This is a genomic window from Streptomyces albicerus (genome assembly GCF_008905045.1).
Classification (GTDB): domain Bacteria; phylum Actinomycetota; class Actinomycetes; order Streptomycetales; family Streptomycetaceae; genus Streptomyces; species Streptomyces albicerus.
In genome coordinates this window covers 23,242-42,378 of sequence record NZ_VWMY01000082.1, presented here as the reverse complement: position 1 = coordinate 42,378, position 19,137 = coordinate 23,242, and the positions used below count along the sequence as shown (strand labels likewise).

At 68.9% G+C, this 19,137-nt stretch carries 8 protein-coding genes and 3 pseudogenes; 3 read left to right on the top strand and 8 right to left on the bottom strand.

The window, feature by feature from the left end; all coding sequences use genetic code 11:
• Positions 1–107, bottom strand: a pseudogene (locus tag GAS53_RS46270) (IS5/IS1182 family transposase); the annotation flags it as partial.
• A gap of 218 nt (positions 108–325) precedes the next feature.
• Between GAS53_RS46270 and GAS53_RS46265 the strand changes: the two are divergent.
• Positions 326–1,993, top strand: a complete 1,668-nt coding sequence (locus GAS53_RS46265) for a pentapeptide repeat-containing protein (RefSeq protein WP_151483795.1) — start codon at positions 326–328, stop codon at positions 1,991–1,993.
• Positions 1,994–2,532: 539 nt separating this feature from the next.
• On the opposite strand, the gene GAS53_RS46260 is transcribed toward GAS53_RS46265, so the two are convergent.
• The 5 genes and pseudogenes from GAS53_RS46260 to GAS53_RS46245 all read right to left on the bottom strand — a co-directional run.
• Entirely contained in the window at positions 2,533–3,594 is a 1,062-nt protein-coding gene (locus GAS53_RS46260) for a TIGR03617 family F420-dependent LLM class oxidoreductase (protein ID WP_151483794.1), read from the bottom strand.
• A complete protein-coding gene (locus tag GAS53_RS46255; RefSeq protein WP_192583582.1) occupies positions 3,573–4,712 on the bottom strand; it encodes a thioester reductase domain-containing protein in 1,140 nt (379 codons plus the stop codon). The genes GAS53_RS46260 and GAS53_RS46255 overlap by 22 nt, the downstream gene beginning before the upstream one ends.
• A 29-nt stretch (positions 4,713–4,741) precedes the next feature.
• Positions 4,742–11,194 (bottom strand): type I polyketide synthase, encoded by a 6,453-nt coding sequence (locus tag GAS53_RS46250; RefSeq protein WP_151483792.1) that lies wholly within the window; start codon positions 11,192–11,194, stop codon positions 4,742–4,744.
• Positions 11,195–11,212: 18 nt separating this feature from the next.
• A complete protein-coding gene (locus GAS53_RS55710; RefSeq protein WP_225859532.1) occupies positions 11,213–11,431 on the bottom strand; it encodes a DUF5988 family protein in 219 nt (72 codons plus the stop codon).
• A 1,314-nt stretch (positions 11,432–12,745) separates the two neighbouring features.
• Positions 12,746–14,116 (bottom strand): annotated as a pseudogene (locus tag GAS53_RS46245) (IS1380 family transposase); the annotation flags it as partial.
• Positions 14,117–14,438: 322 nt separating this feature from the next.
• Here GAS53_RS46245 and GAS53_RS46240 point away from each other — a divergent pair.
• Positions 14,439–14,750 (top strand): hypothetical protein, encoded by a 312-nt coding sequence (locus GAS53_RS46240; protein ID WP_151483791.1) that lies wholly within the window; start codon positions 14,439–14,441, stop codon positions 14,748–14,750.
• Between the two features lie 57 nt (positions 14,751–14,807).
• Here the strand turns inward: GAS53_RS46240 and merB are convergent, their stop codons facing one another.
• On the bottom strand, positions 14,808–14,981 hold the full coding sequence (merB, locus tag GAS53_RS46235; RefSeq protein WP_225859530.1) for an organomercurial lyase: 174 nt from the start codon (positions 14,979–14,981) through the stop codon (positions 14,808–14,810).
• A 65-nt stretch (positions 14,982–15,046) separates the two neighbouring features.
• Between merB and GAS53_RS46230 the strand changes: the two are divergent.
• Positions 15,047–17,091 (top strand): annotated as a pseudogene (locus GAS53_RS46230) (peptidoglycan recognition protein family protein).
• 146 nt (positions 17,092–17,237) lie between these two features.
• On the opposite strand, the gene GAS53_RS46225 reads toward GAS53_RS46230, so the two are convergent.
• Complete coding sequence (locus GAS53_RS46225) at positions 17,238–19,118, bottom strand: phospholipase C (RefSeq protein ID WP_151483790.1); 1,881 nt, start codon at positions 19,116–19,118, stop codon at positions 17,238–17,240.
• Positions 19,119–19,137 lie beyond the last annotated feature (19 nt).

Genomic DNA, 19,137 nt, shown 5'->3' with positions numbered 1-19,137 from the left:
CGCTGCGGCAGCAGCGGCTCCAGGTGATCCCACAGCTCATCCGACACGATCCACGGCGACATCCCCACACGGGACCGAACGCCCAACTCCCGCCCCAGACACGGCAACCAGGACCGATCCACCTCATTGTGTTAGCCGTTGTAAGTTGCAGCGAATTGCGCGTACCGGACCTGCACGGGCCGAACATAGGCGGAAGCGCATTGCCGCCTGGGTGACTGCCGGTGCATACAGCGGTGGCCCGATGCGCACCGCGTTCTCCCTGTCGGGAACAGCTCACCTTGCTGCGGCTTCAGAATGCTGCTACAGGTTCAGTAGGTGACTATGGATGAAGATCGACTTCTTTCAGCACGGGAGCTGTCGGGAATCTGCTCCTGACAATCAGTCGACGACGTGCGGGGCCGAACCGGTTGTCGACGACCGGTGTCTGGCGCACTTGACCCCCACTGCCAAGGACGCGTACTTGGCCGCTCTGTCCCCTGGCGCAGACATCCATGCCCAAGGCGTGACTTTTGCGGGAGAAACCCTCCGAGATCTCCTGGACACTCTGACCGACGATCGGGGCCGAGTGCAGGTCGGAACTGCCGACTTCGGCCGCGCAACCTTCACTGGTAATGCCGATTTTAGACGCGTGATCTTCGACGGGGACGTCGACTTCCGACGTGTGACCTTCAATAAGGGCGTCGACTTCCATGGGGCGACCTTCGGCGGGGCCGCCGATTTCGCAAACGCGATCTTTACCGGGGAGGCCGATCGTCCCATTACCCAGTGCGTCGACTTCTACGGAGCGACCTTCGCAGAGGACGCCGACTTCAGCCACGCAACCTTCATTGAAGAGGCCGACTTCGGCCGCGCGACATTTTCCGGAGCCTGCGAGCTGTATGGTGGGACCTTCACCAAGAAAGCCGTCTTTTACCGCGCGACCTTTGCAGGAATCGCCGTATTCTACCACGTAACCTTCGCTGAGGGTGGCAACTTTTACGGCGCGACTTTCGCCGAGCCCGCTTCCTTCGAACGCGCGGCCTTCAACGGCTGGGCCTCGTTTGGCAGCGCCGTCGTACGGGATGAACTGCGTATGGAGGCCGTAGCGAAGCGATTCGAGGCAGATGGTATGCGGGGGGCAGGGCGGATGACCCTGCGCTTGAGGGCTGCAGAGGTGGACCTGACCAATATGGTCCTGGCCGGTCCAGTCGCTGTGCATGGTTTGCAGCGTCCCATTCCGGACGTGGACGAATCAGCTTTCGCTAACGATCAGGGAGTTGTTCCACCAGTGCAGGTGATATCGCTGCGCGGCGTGGATGCCGAGGCGATGACCTTGACTGATGTAGATCTGAGCGAATGTCTGTTCGCTGGGTTGAGTTGTGCGGACCGGTTAGTGCTCGATGGGCGCTGCGTGTTCGCCGATGACCCACGGGGACGTCGAAAAGTGCTGGCCGATGAGCATCACTGGCGTGCGAAGCGGGCAGCCCAGTCCTCCGACCGTCGGGGCGGTGGCACCCGCTGGTGGAGTCCACCGCCGGAACGCGACCTTGGGAAAATCGAGATAGTGGAACCGGCCCGGCTAGAGGTGTTGTACCGGCAACTCCGCAAAGCATTGGAGGACAGCAAGAACGAGCCGGGAGCTGCCGATTTCTACTACGGCGAGATGGAGATGCGCCGAGCCGGCGCCCGCCGCGGAGAACAATTACTGCTGTGGCTGTACTGGTTGGTGTCCGGGTATGGATTGCGTGCGGGACGAGCGATCACCGTCTTGCTGACCATGGTGGCTCTCCTAGCCTTGGGGATGAAGTGTGCCGGGTTCCCAGGAGAGCCAGTGCCCTACCTGGACGCTCTGCTCTACAGCCTGCGCGCCACGATCGCCGTTGACGTCAAGAGCACAACGGTGCCTGAGAACGTTAACCGCTGGGGGCAGATTTTTCAGATCCTGCTACGCATCGTCGGACCCCTGCTCGTCGCCCTCGCCGCAATGGCCATTCGCAACCGAGTCAAACGATGATTCCCTGTATCCCGTTCGCTCTGCATCGGAGCTTCAGTCCTGGGACTTTTGGGCGCTAAGAAGAATTCGGCGACCGACTGACACCTCTCCGCGCTCCCCACTTGAGTGTCCCCGTATCCACAACCCAGGAGCCCTCGCACGCGAGCCCCTGACAGGATCCGGGTTCTTTTCAGTTCAGGGCGGCGCGGCCGAGACGCATGCTTATCTCAAGCCTATGTCCCAAGGGCCGAACAGGGGTCACCGTCGTTGAGAAAGGGACATCCGAATTGCGAACCTACACCGCGATGTAGGGTCGCATTCGGAATGTCCCGTTCCGGCGTGGTGGCCTGGGCTTTTCCAGCTGTCTCATATAGAGGCCACGGCATTCCGTCTCACGATCTTGTCCTGTGAACCCCGCAGTTGACTGCCCGGCACCTGCGCACGCAACGTCGTTTGATTAGGCAGCTGGTGCCCAACGAAGGCACAATCCTGTCCCATCTGATCCTTCCGGTCGACTGATCCACCGGCAAGACGGTCACTCTCCTCAGCTGGCAGTCTTCTCAAGGCAGGGGCCTCATGGCCGGGTCGGTTTGGTCCAGGCCGAGCCGGGTTGCGCTCCACAGGCCGGTGGGGGTGGAGTGTGGTGCGGGTAGGGCGATCCGGTCGACGAGGTCGCCGAAACGGCGGGTGAGGGCTGTTGCCACGTCGCCGGGTTTGGCCACTATCGCGAAGGTGTTGAGGACGGTGTCGTCCACCAGGTCGCCCATCCGGTCCCAGGTGCTCGGATCGCCGGCGAGGGCGAGTTCGTTGACCTTGTCGCGCAGCCCGGTCAGACCGTGCAGGTCGTAGACCACGCTGTTGTCGAGTGGGCTGCAGTGGAGCGCGATCTCGGCACGTGCCAGGGCCGCGGTCTGTGCCAGTTCGTCGGGTGTGCGCCCGGTCACCACGTGCGGACAGCACATCACGGTGAGGGCGCTGCGCGGGCGGTCCGCGGCGGCCAGGCCCCGGTGTACGGCGGGGAGGAATACTTCTTCGAGGTAGCGCCGGGTAGCGAACGGCGGGGCGATGACGCCGTCGGCGATCCGTCCGGCGAGTTCGGTCATCCTCGGGCCGACGGCGGCGAGGAAGATCCGGGGGGCGCCGAACGGATTGGCGGGCGGGGCGAGGTAGGGGTTCATCAGGGTGTGGGTGTAGAAGTCGCCCTGGAAGTCCAGCGGTGTGCCGTGGTTCCAGCAGGCCCAGATGGCCCGCAGTGCCGCCACGAACTCGCCCATGCGCCGCGCCGGCCGGTCAGCGGGCATGCTGTAGCGGCGGGCGATGTGGCTGGAGTGTTGGGGGCCAAGACCCAGGACGAGCCTGCCGTGGCTCTGGCGTTGCAGGTCGTTGGCGGTGTAGGCGAGCGTCATCGGGCTTCGTGCCAGGGCGATGGCGATGCAGCTGCCGAGGTCGACGGTGCTGGTCGCGGCCGCGGCATGGGTCAGGGCGAGGAAGGGGTCGTGGTAGTGCTCGCTGGACCAGAAGCCTCCGTAGCCGGCCTCTTCGCAGAGGGCGGCGGCCTGTGCGGCCCCGGCCGGGTAGTCGTCGAACGGTCTGGTGTCGATCAGCGCGTCGAAGCGGGGCATGGCTGTCGTCCTGTCGGTTGGGCTCCGGGTGCCGGGGGAAGCAGTTGGTCGCTGATCAGTGCGGCGGCGACCCGGTCGAAGTAGGCGTCGTCCAGCGGGGGTGGGGTGATGCCCGCCTCGGCGAGCGCGGTCCAGGTCCTGTCGCAGCGGATGGGGGGAATGACGTGTGCTGGGTCGGAGGCCAGAAGGTAGCGGCCTGCCTCGTGCAGGGCGGCCATGGGGAGCACGGCCGGGTCGTCGGCGCGGTCGTCCACCAGCCGCTGCCAGGCATCACGGGGCATGGGGGACAGGGGGTATCCGGCTCGGCACAGCGCGGCGAGCGCGGTCGTGATGGCGAGCGGGGCTGGGCGGGCCAGGTGGAAGGTCTGGGCTGTGATGGCGGGGCGCCGGGCCAGGGCGACGGTGGCGGCGGCGACCGTGTCGATGGTGTCGGCGGGCACGTGTCCGGCCGGGTCGGGGTAGTGGCCCACGGCCACGCTGGCGCGCAGCAGCGGGACCAGCAGATCGGACTCCCAGGTGTGTCCGGTGGTGTAGTCGGCTGTGATCAGACCGGGACGAAGGATGGTGACGGGTGTGCCGCGTGCTTGTGCGGCGAGCACTTCTTGTTCGGCGACGGCCTTGGTGCGCGCATAGGCGACGCCGGTGGCGGCGGTATGGGAGGCCGCCGGGGTGCGCTCGTCGGCCTCGGTGCGCAGCCCGCCGATCGCCCCGAGGGTGGAGATGTGGTGCAACCGCGGTGGGTGGCCGGTGAGTTCGGTCCGCCGCTCGGCCAGTTCCACGACGGTGCGTACGCCGCCGATGTTGATCTGGGCCGCATCTTCGTAGGGGGCGGCCAGGTTGACCGAGGCCGCACTGTGGAAGATCGCGTCGACGGTCTCGGCCAGCGCGTCGTGATCGTGGGCAGGCAGGCCGAAGCGGGGGCGGAGCAGGTCGCCGGGGACGGCGATGACGCGCTCGCCGACCTGGTTCGCCAGGCCGAGGAGACGGAGCCGGTCGGTGAGGCGCTGGTGGGCGGTGGTGTGGCTGTTGGCGCGCACGAGCGCGTAGACGACGGCTAGGGTGCGGCGTGCCAGTTCGGCGCAGAGGTAGCCGCCGAGCCAGCCCGTGGCACCGGTCACCAGGGCCGACCTGAGCGGTGGCGTCCCGTTCACGAACTCTGCCTGGTGGACGTGAGCCGTGCTGCGACACTGCGCAGGCTCTCGGAGGACAGAAGTTCCTTCACCGGCACGTCGACCTCTCGTTCCCTGCGCAGCCGGGTGCGCAACTCCACCGCCATGAGGGAGTCCATGCCGTGTCGGTTCATCGCCTTGCTCCGGTCGATGTCGTCCGGGTCGCAGCCGAGAACCCGTGCGAGCTGCTGGACGAGGCAGTCCTCCATGTCGTCGTCTGCGGGGGTGGGGCGGGGCGGCGGAGCGGGAGCCTGGGACGCGGCCGACGGCCGGGACGCATCCGACGGCGGCGGAGCGGGCCTCGACGTGATGGCCGAGGGGCGGGGTGAGGGAAGCGGAGCCGGCGCGGCGGGCGGGTCCGCCGTACTGGTGAGGTCTGCCAGCAGGAGGTCGCGGGCATCGTCGGGGTAGGCGGTCGTGTACTGGGCCCAGTCAGCGGGCAGGCAGATCATCTGCCCCTCGGTGCGCAGCACCGCCGCGAACAGCTCGGGGGCGTCCTGGGTGCGGATCGCACCCATTCCTGTGGGCCGCACGTCATGCCCGCTGTCACGGCTGAGGCGGGCTGCGAGTCCCGTGTCGGTCCAGTAGCCCCAGTTGACAACGGTCGCCGGGAGGCCCGCCGCGCGCCGGTGGTCGGCCAGGGCGTCCAGGAAGGCGTTCCCGGCGGCGTAGGGGGCCAGATGGTAGGAGACGGTGAGGCCGCTCAGCACGGAGGCGGTCGAGGAGAAGAGCACGAAGAAGTCGAGCGGTCGCCGCTTGAACAACCGGTGCAGTGCCCATCCTCCGGCGACCTTGGGGCTCAGGTTGAGCGCCAGTTCCTGGTCGGAGAGGTCCCGGGCCGGTGCCGGGTCGAGCACGCCTGCTGCGTGGACCACGCCGGCGACATCAGGTAGCCCGTGCAGTTCTCGCTCCCGGAGCAGGTCGGCCAGGGCTGCCTCGTCTGCTGCGTCAATCGCGGCGTAGGTGACCTGGGCATGGCCGTCGAGGCGTTCGAGTTCGGTTACCCGCGGATCGCCGGCTCGGGGTGGTGTGCGCCCGGTGAGCAGCAGATGGCGGGCGCCCTGCGAGATCAGCCAGTGGGCGAGTTCGCGGCCGATGCCGCCGAGCCCTCCGGTGATCAGGTAGGTGGCGTCGGCGCGGACTGGGCCGTGTGCCGTTTCTGCGGGGCGGGGTGCCGGGTCGCGCACGGGGTGTACCAGTGTGCCGAGGTGGCCGTTCGGCGAGGCGCCCTGGGGTACGACGCGGAAGGCGGGCAGCGGCAGCTGTCCACGGTCGATCAGGTCGACCACGGTGCCCAGTACGGAGCCCAGGCGGCGAGGCGCGTGCTGGTAGAGGTCGGCCAGGCCGACGGGCAGGTAGCAGCGGCCTCGGGTGAATGCCGCCGGGGGGAGAGTGCCGCCGGGCGTCACATCGACGTACCTGCCCAGCGTGTTCAGCAGGGCGAGGCTCTGCTCGGCCGCGGTTCCCGTCAGCGTGTTCACGATGACGTCGACGCCGGTGTCGCGGAACTCTTCGGCGAAGCAGGCACAGTCGGCGACCCGGGCCGCTCCCAGCTGGCGCAGCATGTCCCGGCCCGCCTCCGTCGCGGCGGTCGCGTAGACGGTCGCACCGAGCCAGCGGGCAACTGCCAGCGCGGCCATGCCGATAGCGTCGGCAGCGGCATGGAGCAGCACGATCTCCTCGGGCCGTAGCCGCGCGAGCTCCACCAGCGCGTGGTAGGCGGTGCTGTAGGCCACAGGCAGTGCTGCGGCCTCGGCGTTGACGAGACGGGACGGGATACGTGTCACCAGGTTCGGGTCGGCCAGCACTCGCCCGCTCGCGGTGCCATGGGCCAAGGCCAGGACGCGGTCGCCCGCAAGGAGCCCCGCTGCGCCGGGCCGGGCCACCGTGCCGACGCAGTCGTACACCCCGCCGGCCCATGACACCGGGTGGCCTACGTGGGTGACGTGGAGCTCGATGCGGGTCGGGTCACCAGGTTCCGGCGTCTGCTCGGTGCGCTGGACCTGCTGCTTCTGCCGCGCGTCACCGGGTTCCGGCGCGCGCTGTGCGGAAACCCGGGGTGCGGCAGCCACTGGGGCTCCGGGGCGAAGCCGGGGTGCGAGGTGCTTCCCGGCCCGCAGCACCAGCTGGGTCTCGGGGCCGCGAGACAGCACCGCCTGCGTGATCGCCTCGGCGTCGCCTGCGTCGGGCTCCGGCGGCAGGTCCACCAACGCGGTACAAAACGCGGTGTGCTCGCGGCCGATCGCGCGGGTGAACGCCCATAGGGCCCGCTGCCAGGGAAGGATGGGTGTGCTGCCGTCCGGCGCCTGCGCGCCTCGGGTGATGAGGACAAGGCAGTCAGGGAGGATGGGCCCGGCATCCGCGAGTGCCCGGTACAGACTCGCAGTCTGACCGCACAAGTCCGTGACGGCATCGTGCAGTTCCAGCGGGGTCGAGTGGGCGCAGTCGTCGAGCGTGAGCGGATGGAGGGCGATGACTCCGTGGAGCGGACCGTGCCTCAGGGCGTCGTTCACCACCTGCGTGAGATCGGATTCCACTCCAGGGACGATGCGGTATCGGTCCGGCCCTTCGGGGGCGTAACGACGCCCATGACGGACCGTCACCACCGTCGCCCCGGCCGCGCCGAGGGCGTCGCGCAGCGGACCTTCGAGGCCACTGCCGCCAGGCAGCAGCAGCCAACGGCCGTGATCTGCGGGCACGGGTGTATCAGGCACCTCCACCCACGAGAGCTTGTGCAGCCACGGAGCGGTGGCCGTAGTGGCCGTGGCGGTCATGGCGCCCTCCTCCTGAAGACCGGTGGCCGGGGCAAGCGGCTCGGCGGTGACACCTGCCAGTTCCGCGACGACGGCGCCGGTGTCGTCGGTCACGGTCAGGTCGACGGTGGGCGGGGCGTCCGTGCGGAGCCGGGCATGGCACCAAACAGGGCCGGAACCGGCGGGCCGGTGCAGCCGGGCGGTGGCGATGGCCCGCAGGAGCACACCGCGACCGCCGCCCGGCAGCAGGGGCACGGCGGTCTGCAGGCAGGCGTCCGCCGTCGCCGGGTGCAGATAGTAACCACTGTCGTGATTCGGCTCGATCTGAGCGAGGATCTCACCGGCGCCGAACCAGAGTCGCCCGATCCCGCGGAAGGCTCCTTGCCAGGTGTTCCCGTTGTCCGCCCGATCCCGGTAGAACCGGTCGCCGGGCTGCTCGTCGGGGCAGCGGCGGCGCAGCTCTGCGAGTGGTACGGCCTGCGGGGTGTCCGGTTCGCACGGCCGCAGGGTGGCCCGGGAGTGCTCGGTCCACGTCCCGTCCTGCCCCGGGCGGCTGCTGACGTCCAGGCGCCAATTCCGCCCCTGACGTTCGCCCCTGACACGCAGTCGAGCCGTGTCGTCGTCCAGGAGGAGCGTTTCGCGGAACTCCAGGCCGGTGACTGTCCAGGACAGGTCACCGGGCAGGTGTCCGGCGGCGGCGTATGCGAGTTCCAGGCATCCGGCGCCGGGCATCACCGCGACACCGGCCACTTGATGGTCAGTCAGGAATCGCGTGGCTTCCGTCAGAAGGGGGCCTTGCCATTCTCGGCGGTCCGGGTCCTCGCCGACCGGCTCTCCGAGCATGGGGTGAGGCGGTGCAGATGCCGGCGGTGTGCCTGCCCCGCTCCGGGGACGCTTGTCCGAGGGCAACCCGGAGCCGGAAGAGTTCCCTCCCGGCCCAGGTGCCTCGTCCTCAACCGGTGCCGCTACGTGCTGGGGCCTCTCCGTGCCACCAATAGGCGGCCAGGGACAATCCTGGGGCTGATGCCAGTGGCGGGTCCGTTGCCATGGATAAGCGGGCAGGTCCGTGATCGGCGCGCGCCGTCCGTGCACCTGTTGCCAGTCGACTGCGCACCCCGCGGCATACACCTCGCCCAGCGAGCGGAGAAGAGCCTGAGGGTCGGGGACGTCACGGTGGAGTGTCCCGGCGACCATGGCCGAACTGCCGCCGAGGTTGCGCCGCAGAGCCGAGCCGAGCACCGGGTGCGGGGAAATCTGGAGGAACAGGGCCGGAGCCGGCCCCGCGGCCAAAGCGGTCACCACGGGATGAAGGAGAACCGGCTCGCGCAGATTCCGCCACCAGTAGGGCGCGTCCAGGGCGGCTCCGTTCAGCAGGCCGCCGGTCACCGTGGACCAGAACGGGATGCTGGTCTCACCGGGCGCCCAGCCGTCCAGCTCGGCCATCAACGGTGCTTGGACCGGATCGATATGGGGGCTGTGCGCGGCGTAGGAGACCGGCAGCCGTACGGCCGGGATGTCACGGCCCTCGCAGCCGTTCACGATCCGCTCGATCTGGTCGGCCGCTCCTGACACCACGCCTGAGACGGGGCTTTCCCGTACCGCTTCGGTGGCCGTGGCGCCCAGGTCGCGCAGCAGGCCGGGCAGATCGCCGGGGCTCGTCCCGATCCAGGCCATAGCGCCCACCGGAGCCAGATCCTCGACCAGCCGGGCCCGCCTGCAGCTGAGCAGGCCGGCCTGCTCGAGGGAGAGCGCCCCCGCACAGTACGCAGCAGCGATCTCGCCCTGGCTCTGGCCCACGACAGCGTCGGGCGCGAGTCCCCAGGCGCGCCAGACCTCGGTCAGTGCGACGCTCATCGCCCACAGGGCCGGCTGGACGGCAGAGGTCCGTGTCAGCCAGTCGCCGTCCTCGCCCTGCAGCGCGTCGAGCAGGGACCAGCCGCCGTGCGTCTGGATCACCTCTTCGCACGCCTCCATGGCCTCGCGGAACGGCCTGCTCGCCCCCAGCAATGCGCGCCCCATCCCGTGCCACTGCGATCCCTGCCCGGGGTAGACGAACACGACCCGAGGGCGCGGCCCGCAGCCGTACGCGGCCGAGTCCCGGGCCCGTCCGGATGCGAAGTCCCGCAGCCCGTCGGCCAGTTCGGCGAATGACGCCCCGGTCACCGCAAGCCGGTGCTCGTAGTGGTCACGGCGCTGGGCGGCAGCCGTGCACACCTGCCCCGCGTTGTCCGCCTCGAGCAGATCGGCGTACCGGCGGGCGAGTTCCCGAAGTGCGCCAGGCGAGCGCGCGGACACAGGCAGCACATACGGTCCCGGCCCGGCCGGGACCGGTGTGGCAGACGGCGCCGAGCCGACCACCACGTGCGCGTTCGTACCGGTGACCCCGAAGCTGCTGACCCCGGCGACAGCGGCTTCGGGCAGCACCACGGTGCTCGACGGCAGCCGCAGCACATGCTCCCCGCCGCTGGCGTCAGCAGGCGGTCCGGCGTGCGGGTCGGCCGGGACGACGCCTCGCTCCAGGCAGAGCACCGCCTTGATCAGACCGACGAGCCCCGCGGTCGCCTCGGTGTGCCCCAGGTTGGTCTTCACCGAACCGATCAGGCACAGCTCGGCCTTGTCGGGGCGCGGGCCCATGACCTCGGCGAGGGCAGCCAGTTCGATCCGGTCACCAGCAGGGGTGCCAGTACCGTGCGCCTCCACGTAGGCCACCGTGCGCGGATCCACCCCCGCCCGATCGTATGCGGCGGTGAGCGTGGCCACCTGCCCGTCGACGGAGGGCGCCGCCAGTCCGTTGCCCGTAAATCCGTTGCTGGAGATGGCGCTGCCCAACAACACTGCCCGGATCCGGTCGCCGTCGGCCAGGGCCGCGCTGAGCGGCTTGAGCACGATCACGGCCACGGCCTCCGCGCGCACGAACCCGTCGGCGGCGGCACTGGCGAAACTGCTCTTCCCCCGCGAGGACAGCGCTCCGGCCGAACTGAACGTCAGATACGAGTGCGGGGTGAGAATCACGTTGGCCGCACCGGCAAGGGCCACCTGGCACTCACCGGCTCGCAGGCTCTGGCAGGCCAGATGAACAGCCGCCAGCGACGACGCACAGGCGGTATCCACCGTGAGAGAGGGCCCGCGCAGGTCGAAAGCGTAAGCGAGCCGTCCGGACAGCGCGCTCCTGCAGTGCGCGCCGACCTCGGCGTAGAAGTCCAGGTCCTCCAGCCCATTGAGCTGGCGCAGCCAGTAATCATCACTGATGTTGCCGACGAACACCCCAGCCGTCGTGCCACGTCGCTGGTCTGCCGTCATACCCGCGTCCTCGAAGGCGTTGTGGGCGGTCTCCAGCAGCAGCCGCAGCTGGGGATCGGCGCGGGACGCCTCACGGGGCGTCATGTCGAAGAAGGCGGCATCGAACTCGTCCACCCCGGACAGGAAACCGCCCCGGTCGGTAGGGATCCATCCCGGTCCGCCCGGATTGGGGGCGTACAGGTCATGCATCCACGTGCGGTCCGCCGGCGCCTGGCACACGGTTTCCCTGCCGTGCGACAGCACCTCCCACAACGCCGTGACACCGTCGGCCCCGGGAAACCGGCCCGCCATGCCGACAATCGCGACGGCGCCATCATGCACCGTGGCGACTCGCTGCTCCGAGGTGATCGCTACCGTGCGAGAATCCCGCTCGTTCATGGCCGCAACCCCTGATCCTCACTCGGCGATCTCGGTGCGATAGAGCCACTGGTAGCGCAGGACGGCCTCTTCCCCAGCCCCTTCCGCAGCATCCACTTCGTCAGTCAGGCGCTCGAAGTGTTCGAAGCCGCCATAGAAGGGGACCGTGATCCGGTCATCAAGCTGCCCGACGTCGATGGCCATCCGCCGCCAGTCCTCAGGGAATCTGGCTGGCCCCCCACAGAGCAAGACATGCATCACAGGCATGCCAGGCACCTCCTCGCACACAGATCACCAACGCGATCCGCAGTAGTCCCCGCGTCCACGTCGCACCAGAGGGTGGCGTAAAGCCCGGAATTCAATGCCAACTGAGTGGACCGACACACGCGCCCAGCCTCTTCAGCGCTCCCCTTGGGGGCACAAAAGGAAGCGCCCGGAGAACGGTGAATGCGTTGCACGTGTATGCCCTTGCACACACCACCCCGGGCTCCGAGGCACAGCAGTCTCATTCAAGCCACCTCGGACCAGGGTGGGAAGTCCGGCCGAGGGGGCGCACGAAGGTGAACCGAGGCATCCGCCCAGGCTGGGCGCTTTCGGGACCGCCCAACCATCAACCACCACAACCCCTCGGCCTCGTAACGCTGCCGCATCCGGAAGAATGTCTTCTGGCTGATCTGCTGTCCGCCGGACGCCAGTTCGGCGACCTTCGCGGACTCCCGTTCCAGGAGCGTCCGCCCGGCTGGGTCGTACTCCGGTCGGGCAGCCGTGCCCTCCTCCGCATCCGGCGGCAGACCGTGATCACTTTCACGACGTGCCGTCCCCAGAACCGGGCCTCCTCGACCACCGGCAGAGGCAACGCATCCACCAGTGCGAACGGCGGCAAAGCCGCCTCTGGAACCGCACCCAGTGCCCGGTCAAGGAGCTGAAAGTTGGCGTCCGCCATTACCTGAGAGGCCGCCATTGACCTCCGGCGGAGCCCTACCCTGCAGGACCTGTACCTCGCCCATGACTCGATCGTCACGGATGCCGTGAGACAAGCCACATGGATCGGGACGCGAGTCGCCCCAGAGGGTGACCCCGCCCTCGACAACAGCCACCGAGCATGAGATTCGAGGCCGCCCCGCTCAGATCAGTGAGATTTATCCATGCTCAGCGAGACGGGACAACAGGACAAGCGTGCGTCTCATTGCGCTGTCCCTTGGGCCGGACAAAGGCCATCGTCAATGAGAAAGGGACACGCGAAATACGAGCCTACACCGGTGTAGGGCCGCATTCGGAATGTCCCGTTCCGGTGTAGTGGCCTGGGCCTTTCCATCTGTCTCATTTAGAGGCCACGGCATTTTGTCTCATGATCTTGGCCCATCTCAACGGCTGTTCCGCATTCGGCGTGCGCAGTCATCCCTAACCTCGATCTTTCGTGATGGTCCGCCGACGGAGTCGGCGGACCATTCCGCTTTCTGTGGCTGATGGTGGACAGGCCGAGGGCCCGAGTGTCGTCTCGGGTGGACGCCGGGTTCCACTGCTCTGGACTGGAACGCTCTCTCGCAGGGACAGGTGGAGCCGTCGGTCAGCCGGATTCGGCAGCAGCATGAGCCGTTCCAGAGCGGTGGTGATCTCAACTGTCCAGGGCCAGTGACGGGCGAGGAGGAGGAGGCGGCGCCGGCCAGTGGTGACGAGCTGGGCGGCTGCGGAGAATAGGCGGAACCGCAGACGACGCGGTTCCCAGAGCCTCGCCTGGCCGGTCAGGGCGGGCATGGGCATCCAGGCCAGCAGGTCGAGCGCGAGTTGGACGATCTCCAGCCAGACCTGGTTCTGTGCCGTGTCGTGCAGGGGCAGGTTCCGAAGCCCGGTCGAACGCGCGGCCCGGATCCGGTCCTCGGCGCGGGCCCGCAGCCGGTGACGGAGCTCGAGTTCAGCGATCGGCCGGTCGGGAGTATTGGTGGCGAAACAGGTGATCCGCATGCCGTCCGCGTCCGTGATTCTCAACTGGGCCCCGGGATGCGGCCGTTCCTTGCGAACGATCAACCGCAGACCCTTCGGCCAGCCCTCGAGCAGGTCCCCGGTGAGTTCGGCGACCCAGGCACCGTCGCGGACCTCACCGCCGGTCTCGATGGCCGGAGTCCAGGCCGATGCCGGGACCTTGAGGACGTGCTGGTGGATGGCCTCGGTGATCACCATGCCGACCGAGTAGGACAGCCATCGGCCCCGCTGGGCGAGCCAGGCCACGAACTCGTGGGTGCCGCCCGCGGAGTCGCAGCGGATGAGGGTCTGCCGCCCCCGCCGGTATTTTGGGGGCAGTTGAGCCAGGGCGAGGCGGGCGGCCGCGATGTGGTCGGCGGCGGTGTTCGAGCCCGCGTTCCCGGGGCGGAGCAGAGCGGCCACCGGTTCGCCGGTCCCGCCCGGCCCATGGTCGACGAACCCCATCAGCGGGTGGTGACCGTAGGTCTTTTTCCAGGTCGGGGCGGCATCCTGCTTGTCCGAGTGGGCGACGACCAGGACTCCGTCCAGGTCCACGGTCACCTGCCCACCGGCGTCCGGAGCCCGGCCGTCGGCCAACTTCCAGACGTGTCTGCGGACTTCGGACCGGGCGTTGCGGATAGCTGTCAGTGCTTTCCCGCCGGAGGTTGCGAGGATGTCGATCAGACGGGAGACCGTCGGGTCGGAGGCCACCGGCCCGAACACGGCTGGCTCGGCCCGCAGCAATGCAATGTCGGCGAGGCAGTCCCCGCCGAGCGCGATCGCCAACGCAAGATCCACGAGTATCTTGCCCGGGTCGTGGACGGCCCGCGGTTTTCGCCAGGGGGCGAGTGCTGCGGATATGGCCTGGTCAAGGCCGGTCTTGCGGACCGTTTCGACCAGCAGGACCGAACCGGCCTGCGAGACCACGGCCCGGCCGTCATCTCGGACAAGGACATGGGGATAGGACCCGATAGGCTGCTTCACCTGGAAAGTGCCTCCGACAGGGGCGGGAACAAGGACCTCAGAAATCCTCATTCTCGCTGGTCAGGGGCACTTTCCGCTTGCCTGATCACCTGCCGGACAGCACGCTTCATGAAAGCGCAAGGCTAAAGACGGTTGCCCGGCTGACTGGCTCGGTCTCAAGCTGGATGCTGTAACGCGCCTCTGCGCCCGTGGATGGAGGCCGTACGTGGCCAACGACTGTTCCTCCCATAGCGCCCGCTGCTCGTCTTGCCTGCGCTGCGGGCGCCGTCCGTGCACCAGGTGGCAGGGGCCGCGTAGCGTCGTACGACTGGGCCGAACCGTCGTGACCTACCGCGGGTGTTTCCGCTGGTCTCTGGCGGCAGTCGCAGCAGTCGCCGGTCTCCTCACGGGCGGCGCGGCGGCCGACGTTCTCCTGCCCACCGGCTCGGCTGCCGCCCTGGTCACGCTGGGGTGGGCCGCGTCCACGCTGCGAGTGATCCGGCTCGCGGCCGCCTGCCCCGGCCCCAGCGGCGGCTCCGGTCCCGGCGGTGCGGGGGTGCGTGAGCCGCGCCGGCCCAAGCCCTGCCCGCCGGACGGGGCCATCGCCTTGCCCTTGCCCGAGGACCCGCCCGGCGGCACCGCTGCACTGGCCTGACGTGCCCGGATCCGGGATCTTTCGCTCCCGGATCCGGGAGCAGCCCCTCGGGAGTGTTCAGCAGCAGCCGGTCTGGGTGTTGCCGGCCAGGATCTGCTCGATGAGGGGGCGTCCGACCTCGTAGGCGTCGGCGACGGGCAGCACCCGGGCGTCGGGGTGCTCGGTGAGCCAGCCCTTTGCGGCGTCGGCGCTGGCGAAGAAGTGGACCTGGTTGCAGAAGGAGACGCGCACCGAGCTCGGCGCGTACCGCGAGCGGCAAGCGGGAGCTGCCGGGCACGGACACCAAGCAGTTCTCGATGCTCGGCGTCTCCTGGACCGACGCCGGCAAGCGGCTGCACGGCACGGCGCAGGTGCGCACCCGCAGCGCCGATACCGGCAAGTGGACCGACTGGCAGGACCTCGAGTCGAACGTGGACCCGCTGGAGGACCCCGAGGCCGGCGCCGACGCGCGCGGCGCGACCGAGGCGATCTGGGTCGGCCCCTCCGACGGCGTCCAGGTCCAGGTCGCCCACAAGGACGGCTCCACCAGCTCCGGCCTGCCCAAGGGGCTCCAGGTCAACCTGGTCGACCCGGGGGTGGCAACCGCCGCCGAGCAGAAGCAGACCGAGCCGGCCGCGTACGTGGCGGAGACGTCCCCGAGCGCGTCGCCCACCGACTCCGTGACGCCGACCGACTCTGTGTCCCCGAGCGACAGCACGAGCGCCACACCGACGGACAGCGCGTCGGCGTCTGCGAGCGACTCGGCCTCCGCATCCTCGTCCCCGTCGGCCTCGACCAGCACGTCCGCGAGCCCGACCGCGACCACGCCCACCGCGCCGCCGTCGACCGTGCCCGAGCCGCCGATCGTCTCGCGGGCCGGGTGGGGCGCCGACGAGTCGCTCAGCCCCGACCCGTCGGAGTACAACGCCGACGTGAAGGCCGTCTTCGTCCACCACACGGACGGCACGAACGACTACTCGTGCGCCGATTCGGCGGCAATCGTGCGGGGCATCTACGCGTACCACACGCAGGTCAACGGCTGGAACGACATCGGCTACAACTTCCTGGTCGACAAGTGCGGCACGATCTTCGAGGGCCGCAAGGGCGGTGTGGACCTGCCGGTGCTGGGTGCGCACACCTACGGCTGGAACGGGAGTCGGCGGGCATCGCGGTGCTGGGTGAGTACACCTCCACCAGCGCGTCCAACGCGGCGCTGGCCTCGGTCGCCCGTATCGCGGCCTGGAAGCTCGGCCAGTACGGCGCCGACCCCGCCTCGACCGTGCAGCTCAAGGCGGGCGCGGCCCAGAAGAACTACTTCGGCAACGGCTTCACCGCGGGCAGCTCGTACACGTTCAACCGGATCTCCGGCCATCGCGACGGCTACAACACCCAGTGCCCCGGCGGCTCGCTCTACGCGCAGCTGCCGACGATCCGCGCCTGGGCGTCGGGGCCGGTGCAGGGGCTGAAGGTCACCTCGGTCGGCGGGGCAGGCGTGTCGGGCTCGACGTACTACACCAAGGGCGCCGTCAAGGTGCACTGGACGGCCACCACGCCGGCCTCGCTCGTCAAGAGCTTCCAGCTGCTGGTCGACGGCAAGGCCGTGGCCACCACCTCGGGTACGGCCACCTCTGCCAGTGCCACCCTGGCCCTGGGCAGCCACACCGTCGCCGTGCGGGCCGTGCACCAGTCCGGCAAGACCGCGACCACCACCGCGCTGAACGTCAAAGCGGAGACGACCGCGCCGGCCTTCACCACCACGCCGAAGATCTCCCTGCGCACCGGCACCGTCAACACCAGCGCCGTCCCCGTCACCCTCGGCTGGAAGGCCACGGACAACGCCGCCCTGCGTTACGTGAAGCTGCTGTCTCCCGCCACCGCCACGTACGGACCGACCACGACCAGCTCCAAGCGCACCGCCAAGTCCGGCACCGCCACCACCTGGTCGATGCGGGCCTACGACTACGCCGGCAACTACCGCACGTCCTCCCCCTCGTATACCCCGGTGATCCTGCAGGAGACCTCCGCGATCAAGTCCGGTAGCTGGACGACCCGTTCCTCCACCAGTCACCTGGGCGGCAAGTCGTACTCCAGCGGTTCCAAGGGCGCGAGCCTCACTTGGACGTTCACCGGACGCTCCGCCTCCTGGGTGGTCTCCCGCGCCTCCAGTTCCGGCCAGGCGTACGTCTACGTCGACGGCGTCAAGGTCAGCACCGTCGACCTGAAGTCCTCCACCACCCTGTACCGGCAGGCGATCTGGATCAAGACCTGGTCGAGCAGCGCCAAGCACACGGTCAAGATCGTGGTGGTCGGCACCAGCGGCCGCCCCACGATCACCACCGACGGCCTCGTCTACATCAAGTAACCCGCCGGCCCCGCGGGGTCGCATGACATCGGCCTTCACGAACCGATCCCGGTTCGTGAAGGCCGATGTCATGTTGGGAGTCGGGCTCCGGTGCCGTCTGACCAGGCCGTCCGACCTGCCTCGGGCAGGTCCCTACCGCGCCGCGGTCAGATTCCCGTGCGTGTCCTGCGGCGGTACAGGGCGAACGCCGTACCGGTCGCGCCGGCGGTGAGGAGGTCGGCGGCGATGGCGATCGGCAGGGCCGGGGAGGCCGGGCTGTCGGCGGCGACGTTCTGTGCCTTGAGGTCCTGGATGTAGGGCGGGTACGCGGCGTGAGTGGACGCGGATGTGGCCGTCTGGGTGTGGTGCGGGATCTGCTTCACCGACTTGATGGAGCCGTCCGGGTTCAGCAGCACCTGCTTGTTGTTGGGGTGCTTGAAGTCGAGCATGTGGGTGAGGGTGCCGGCGCGCTGGTCGAAGGAGGCGTCGCCGATGAGGCCGGTGTGCCAGTTGTTCTCGATGAACTTGGTGATCGAGGTCTGCTCGGTGGCGGTGTGGTCGACCTTGTTGATCTTGCTGTAGGGGGAGATGACGAGCAGGGGCTGTCGGGTGCCGGGGCCGCAGCGGTCCGTGTAGCCGCCCTTGGCTGTGGGGCCGGACTGGCAGGCGGCGCTGTCGAGTGCCTTGTTGTTGGCGCCGACGGTGGAGTCCTTGGAGCCGTTGCGCACCTTCGAGGTGACGTGGTCGTACCAGCCGTCGGAGTCGTCGTAGGCGACCACGACCGCGGTGGACTTCCACTCCGGTGACTGCTGCAGCGCGTTGATCTCCTTGACCAGGAAGTGCTGTTCGTCGGTCGGGTCGGAGTAGCCGGCGTGGCCGTCCTGGTACTCGGCGGCCTTGAGGAAGCTGACGGCGGGGAGGTTGCCGGCCTTGAGGGTGGCGTCGAAGTCGGTGAGGTCGTAGTTGTGGTTGGCCCGGCCGCTGTGCCCGATCTCGGCCATGTTCTTCGGGGCGAGGTGGTGCGGGTTGGCCGTGGACTTGTAGTAGGCGAACGGGTTGTGGTGGGGGCTGTAGTCCTCCACCGCCGCGCCGCCGACGTTGGTGTGGGTGGTGCCGGCGCACTTGGCGTAGTCGCCGCTCGTGCCGTCCCAGGCGGTGGACGGGCGGAAGCCGCCCTGGAACCAGCCCCAACTGACGTCCTTGGAGTTGAGCAGGTCACCGATGTTCTTGCCCTGCATCGACGCGAGCGCGCTGGTGGCGGTGTGGTCCTTGTCCGCGCAGTCGTCGTAGGCCGGGTCGGGGTCGTTGATGACGGTGCCGACGCCCTTGGCGTCCGGGGAGACGACGGCGTACGAGTCGGGCGTCGAGGTCTGCTTCGGGTTCCCGGTGCCGGAGGCCGGGTCGACGGAGACGACGCCGTGGGTCTGGCCGGAGATCAGGTTGAGCGCGCCGGGCGTGGAGGGGCCGTAGACCGAGCTGAACGAGCGGTCGTTGAGGGCGTACTGCTGGGCGTAGTTCCACAGGCCGGTGACGGTGTTGCCGTCGTAGTAGTCCATCACCAGGCCGGGCTCGCCGAACAGTCCGGTGCACTTGCTGACTTCGGTGTTCTCGACGTACTTGTCGGCCTTGCCGCCGTCGGCCGCGTACTGCTCGGGGCCGTAGGAGTGGTTCTGGTCGCAGGTCATGGCCTGCGCGCTGGAAAGCCGCTTGGGCGTGTAGAGGTTCGGGTTCTTCGTCAGCAGCCCGGAGTTGAGGAGGTTGTTCGCCTTCGGGGTGTGCGCTGCGGCCTTGAACGTGGTGCCGTCGGTGTTCGCGGCCTGGGGGTAGGTGGCGAAGTAGTGGTCGAACGACACGTTCTCGTCGTAGATCACCACCACGTGCTTGATCGGCGTCGCGGTGCGCGTGGCGGAGTGGCCGTGGCCGCCGTGCGCCGGGGCGGCGAAGGCGGGGGCGGCGCCGCTCGCGGTCGCCAGGGCGGCGGCGCCGAGCAGGGCGCCCACGCGGGCCAGCCGGCCTCGCGTGCCTGGGGTTCTACCTGTGCCGATCATGCTGTCTCGCCTTTCGAGA

What these genes read in the sequence shown, in the direction of transcription:
- GAS53_RS46225 (WP_151483790.1), bottom strand. Translation starts at nt 19,118, where the DNA reads ATGATCGGCACAGGTAGAACCCCAGGCACGCGAGGCCGGCTGGCCCGC.
- GAS53_RS46265 (WP_151483795.1), top strand. Translation starts at nt 326, where the DNA reads ATGAAGATCGACTTCTTTCAGCACGGGAGCTGTCGGGAATCTGCTCCT.
- GAS53_RS55710 (WP_225859532.1), bottom strand. Translation starts at nt 11,431, where the DNA reads ATGCATGTCTTGCTCTGTGGGGGGCCAGCCAGATTCCCTGAGGACTGG.
- GAS53_RS46250 (WP_151483792.1), bottom strand. Translation starts at nt 11,194, where the DNA reads ATGAACGAGCGGGATTCTCGCACGGTAGCGATCACCTCGGAGCAGCGA.
- GAS53_RS46260 (WP_151483794.1), bottom strand. Translation starts at nt 3,594, where the DNA reads ATGCCCCGCTTCGACGCGCTGATCGACACCAGACCGTTCGACGACTAC.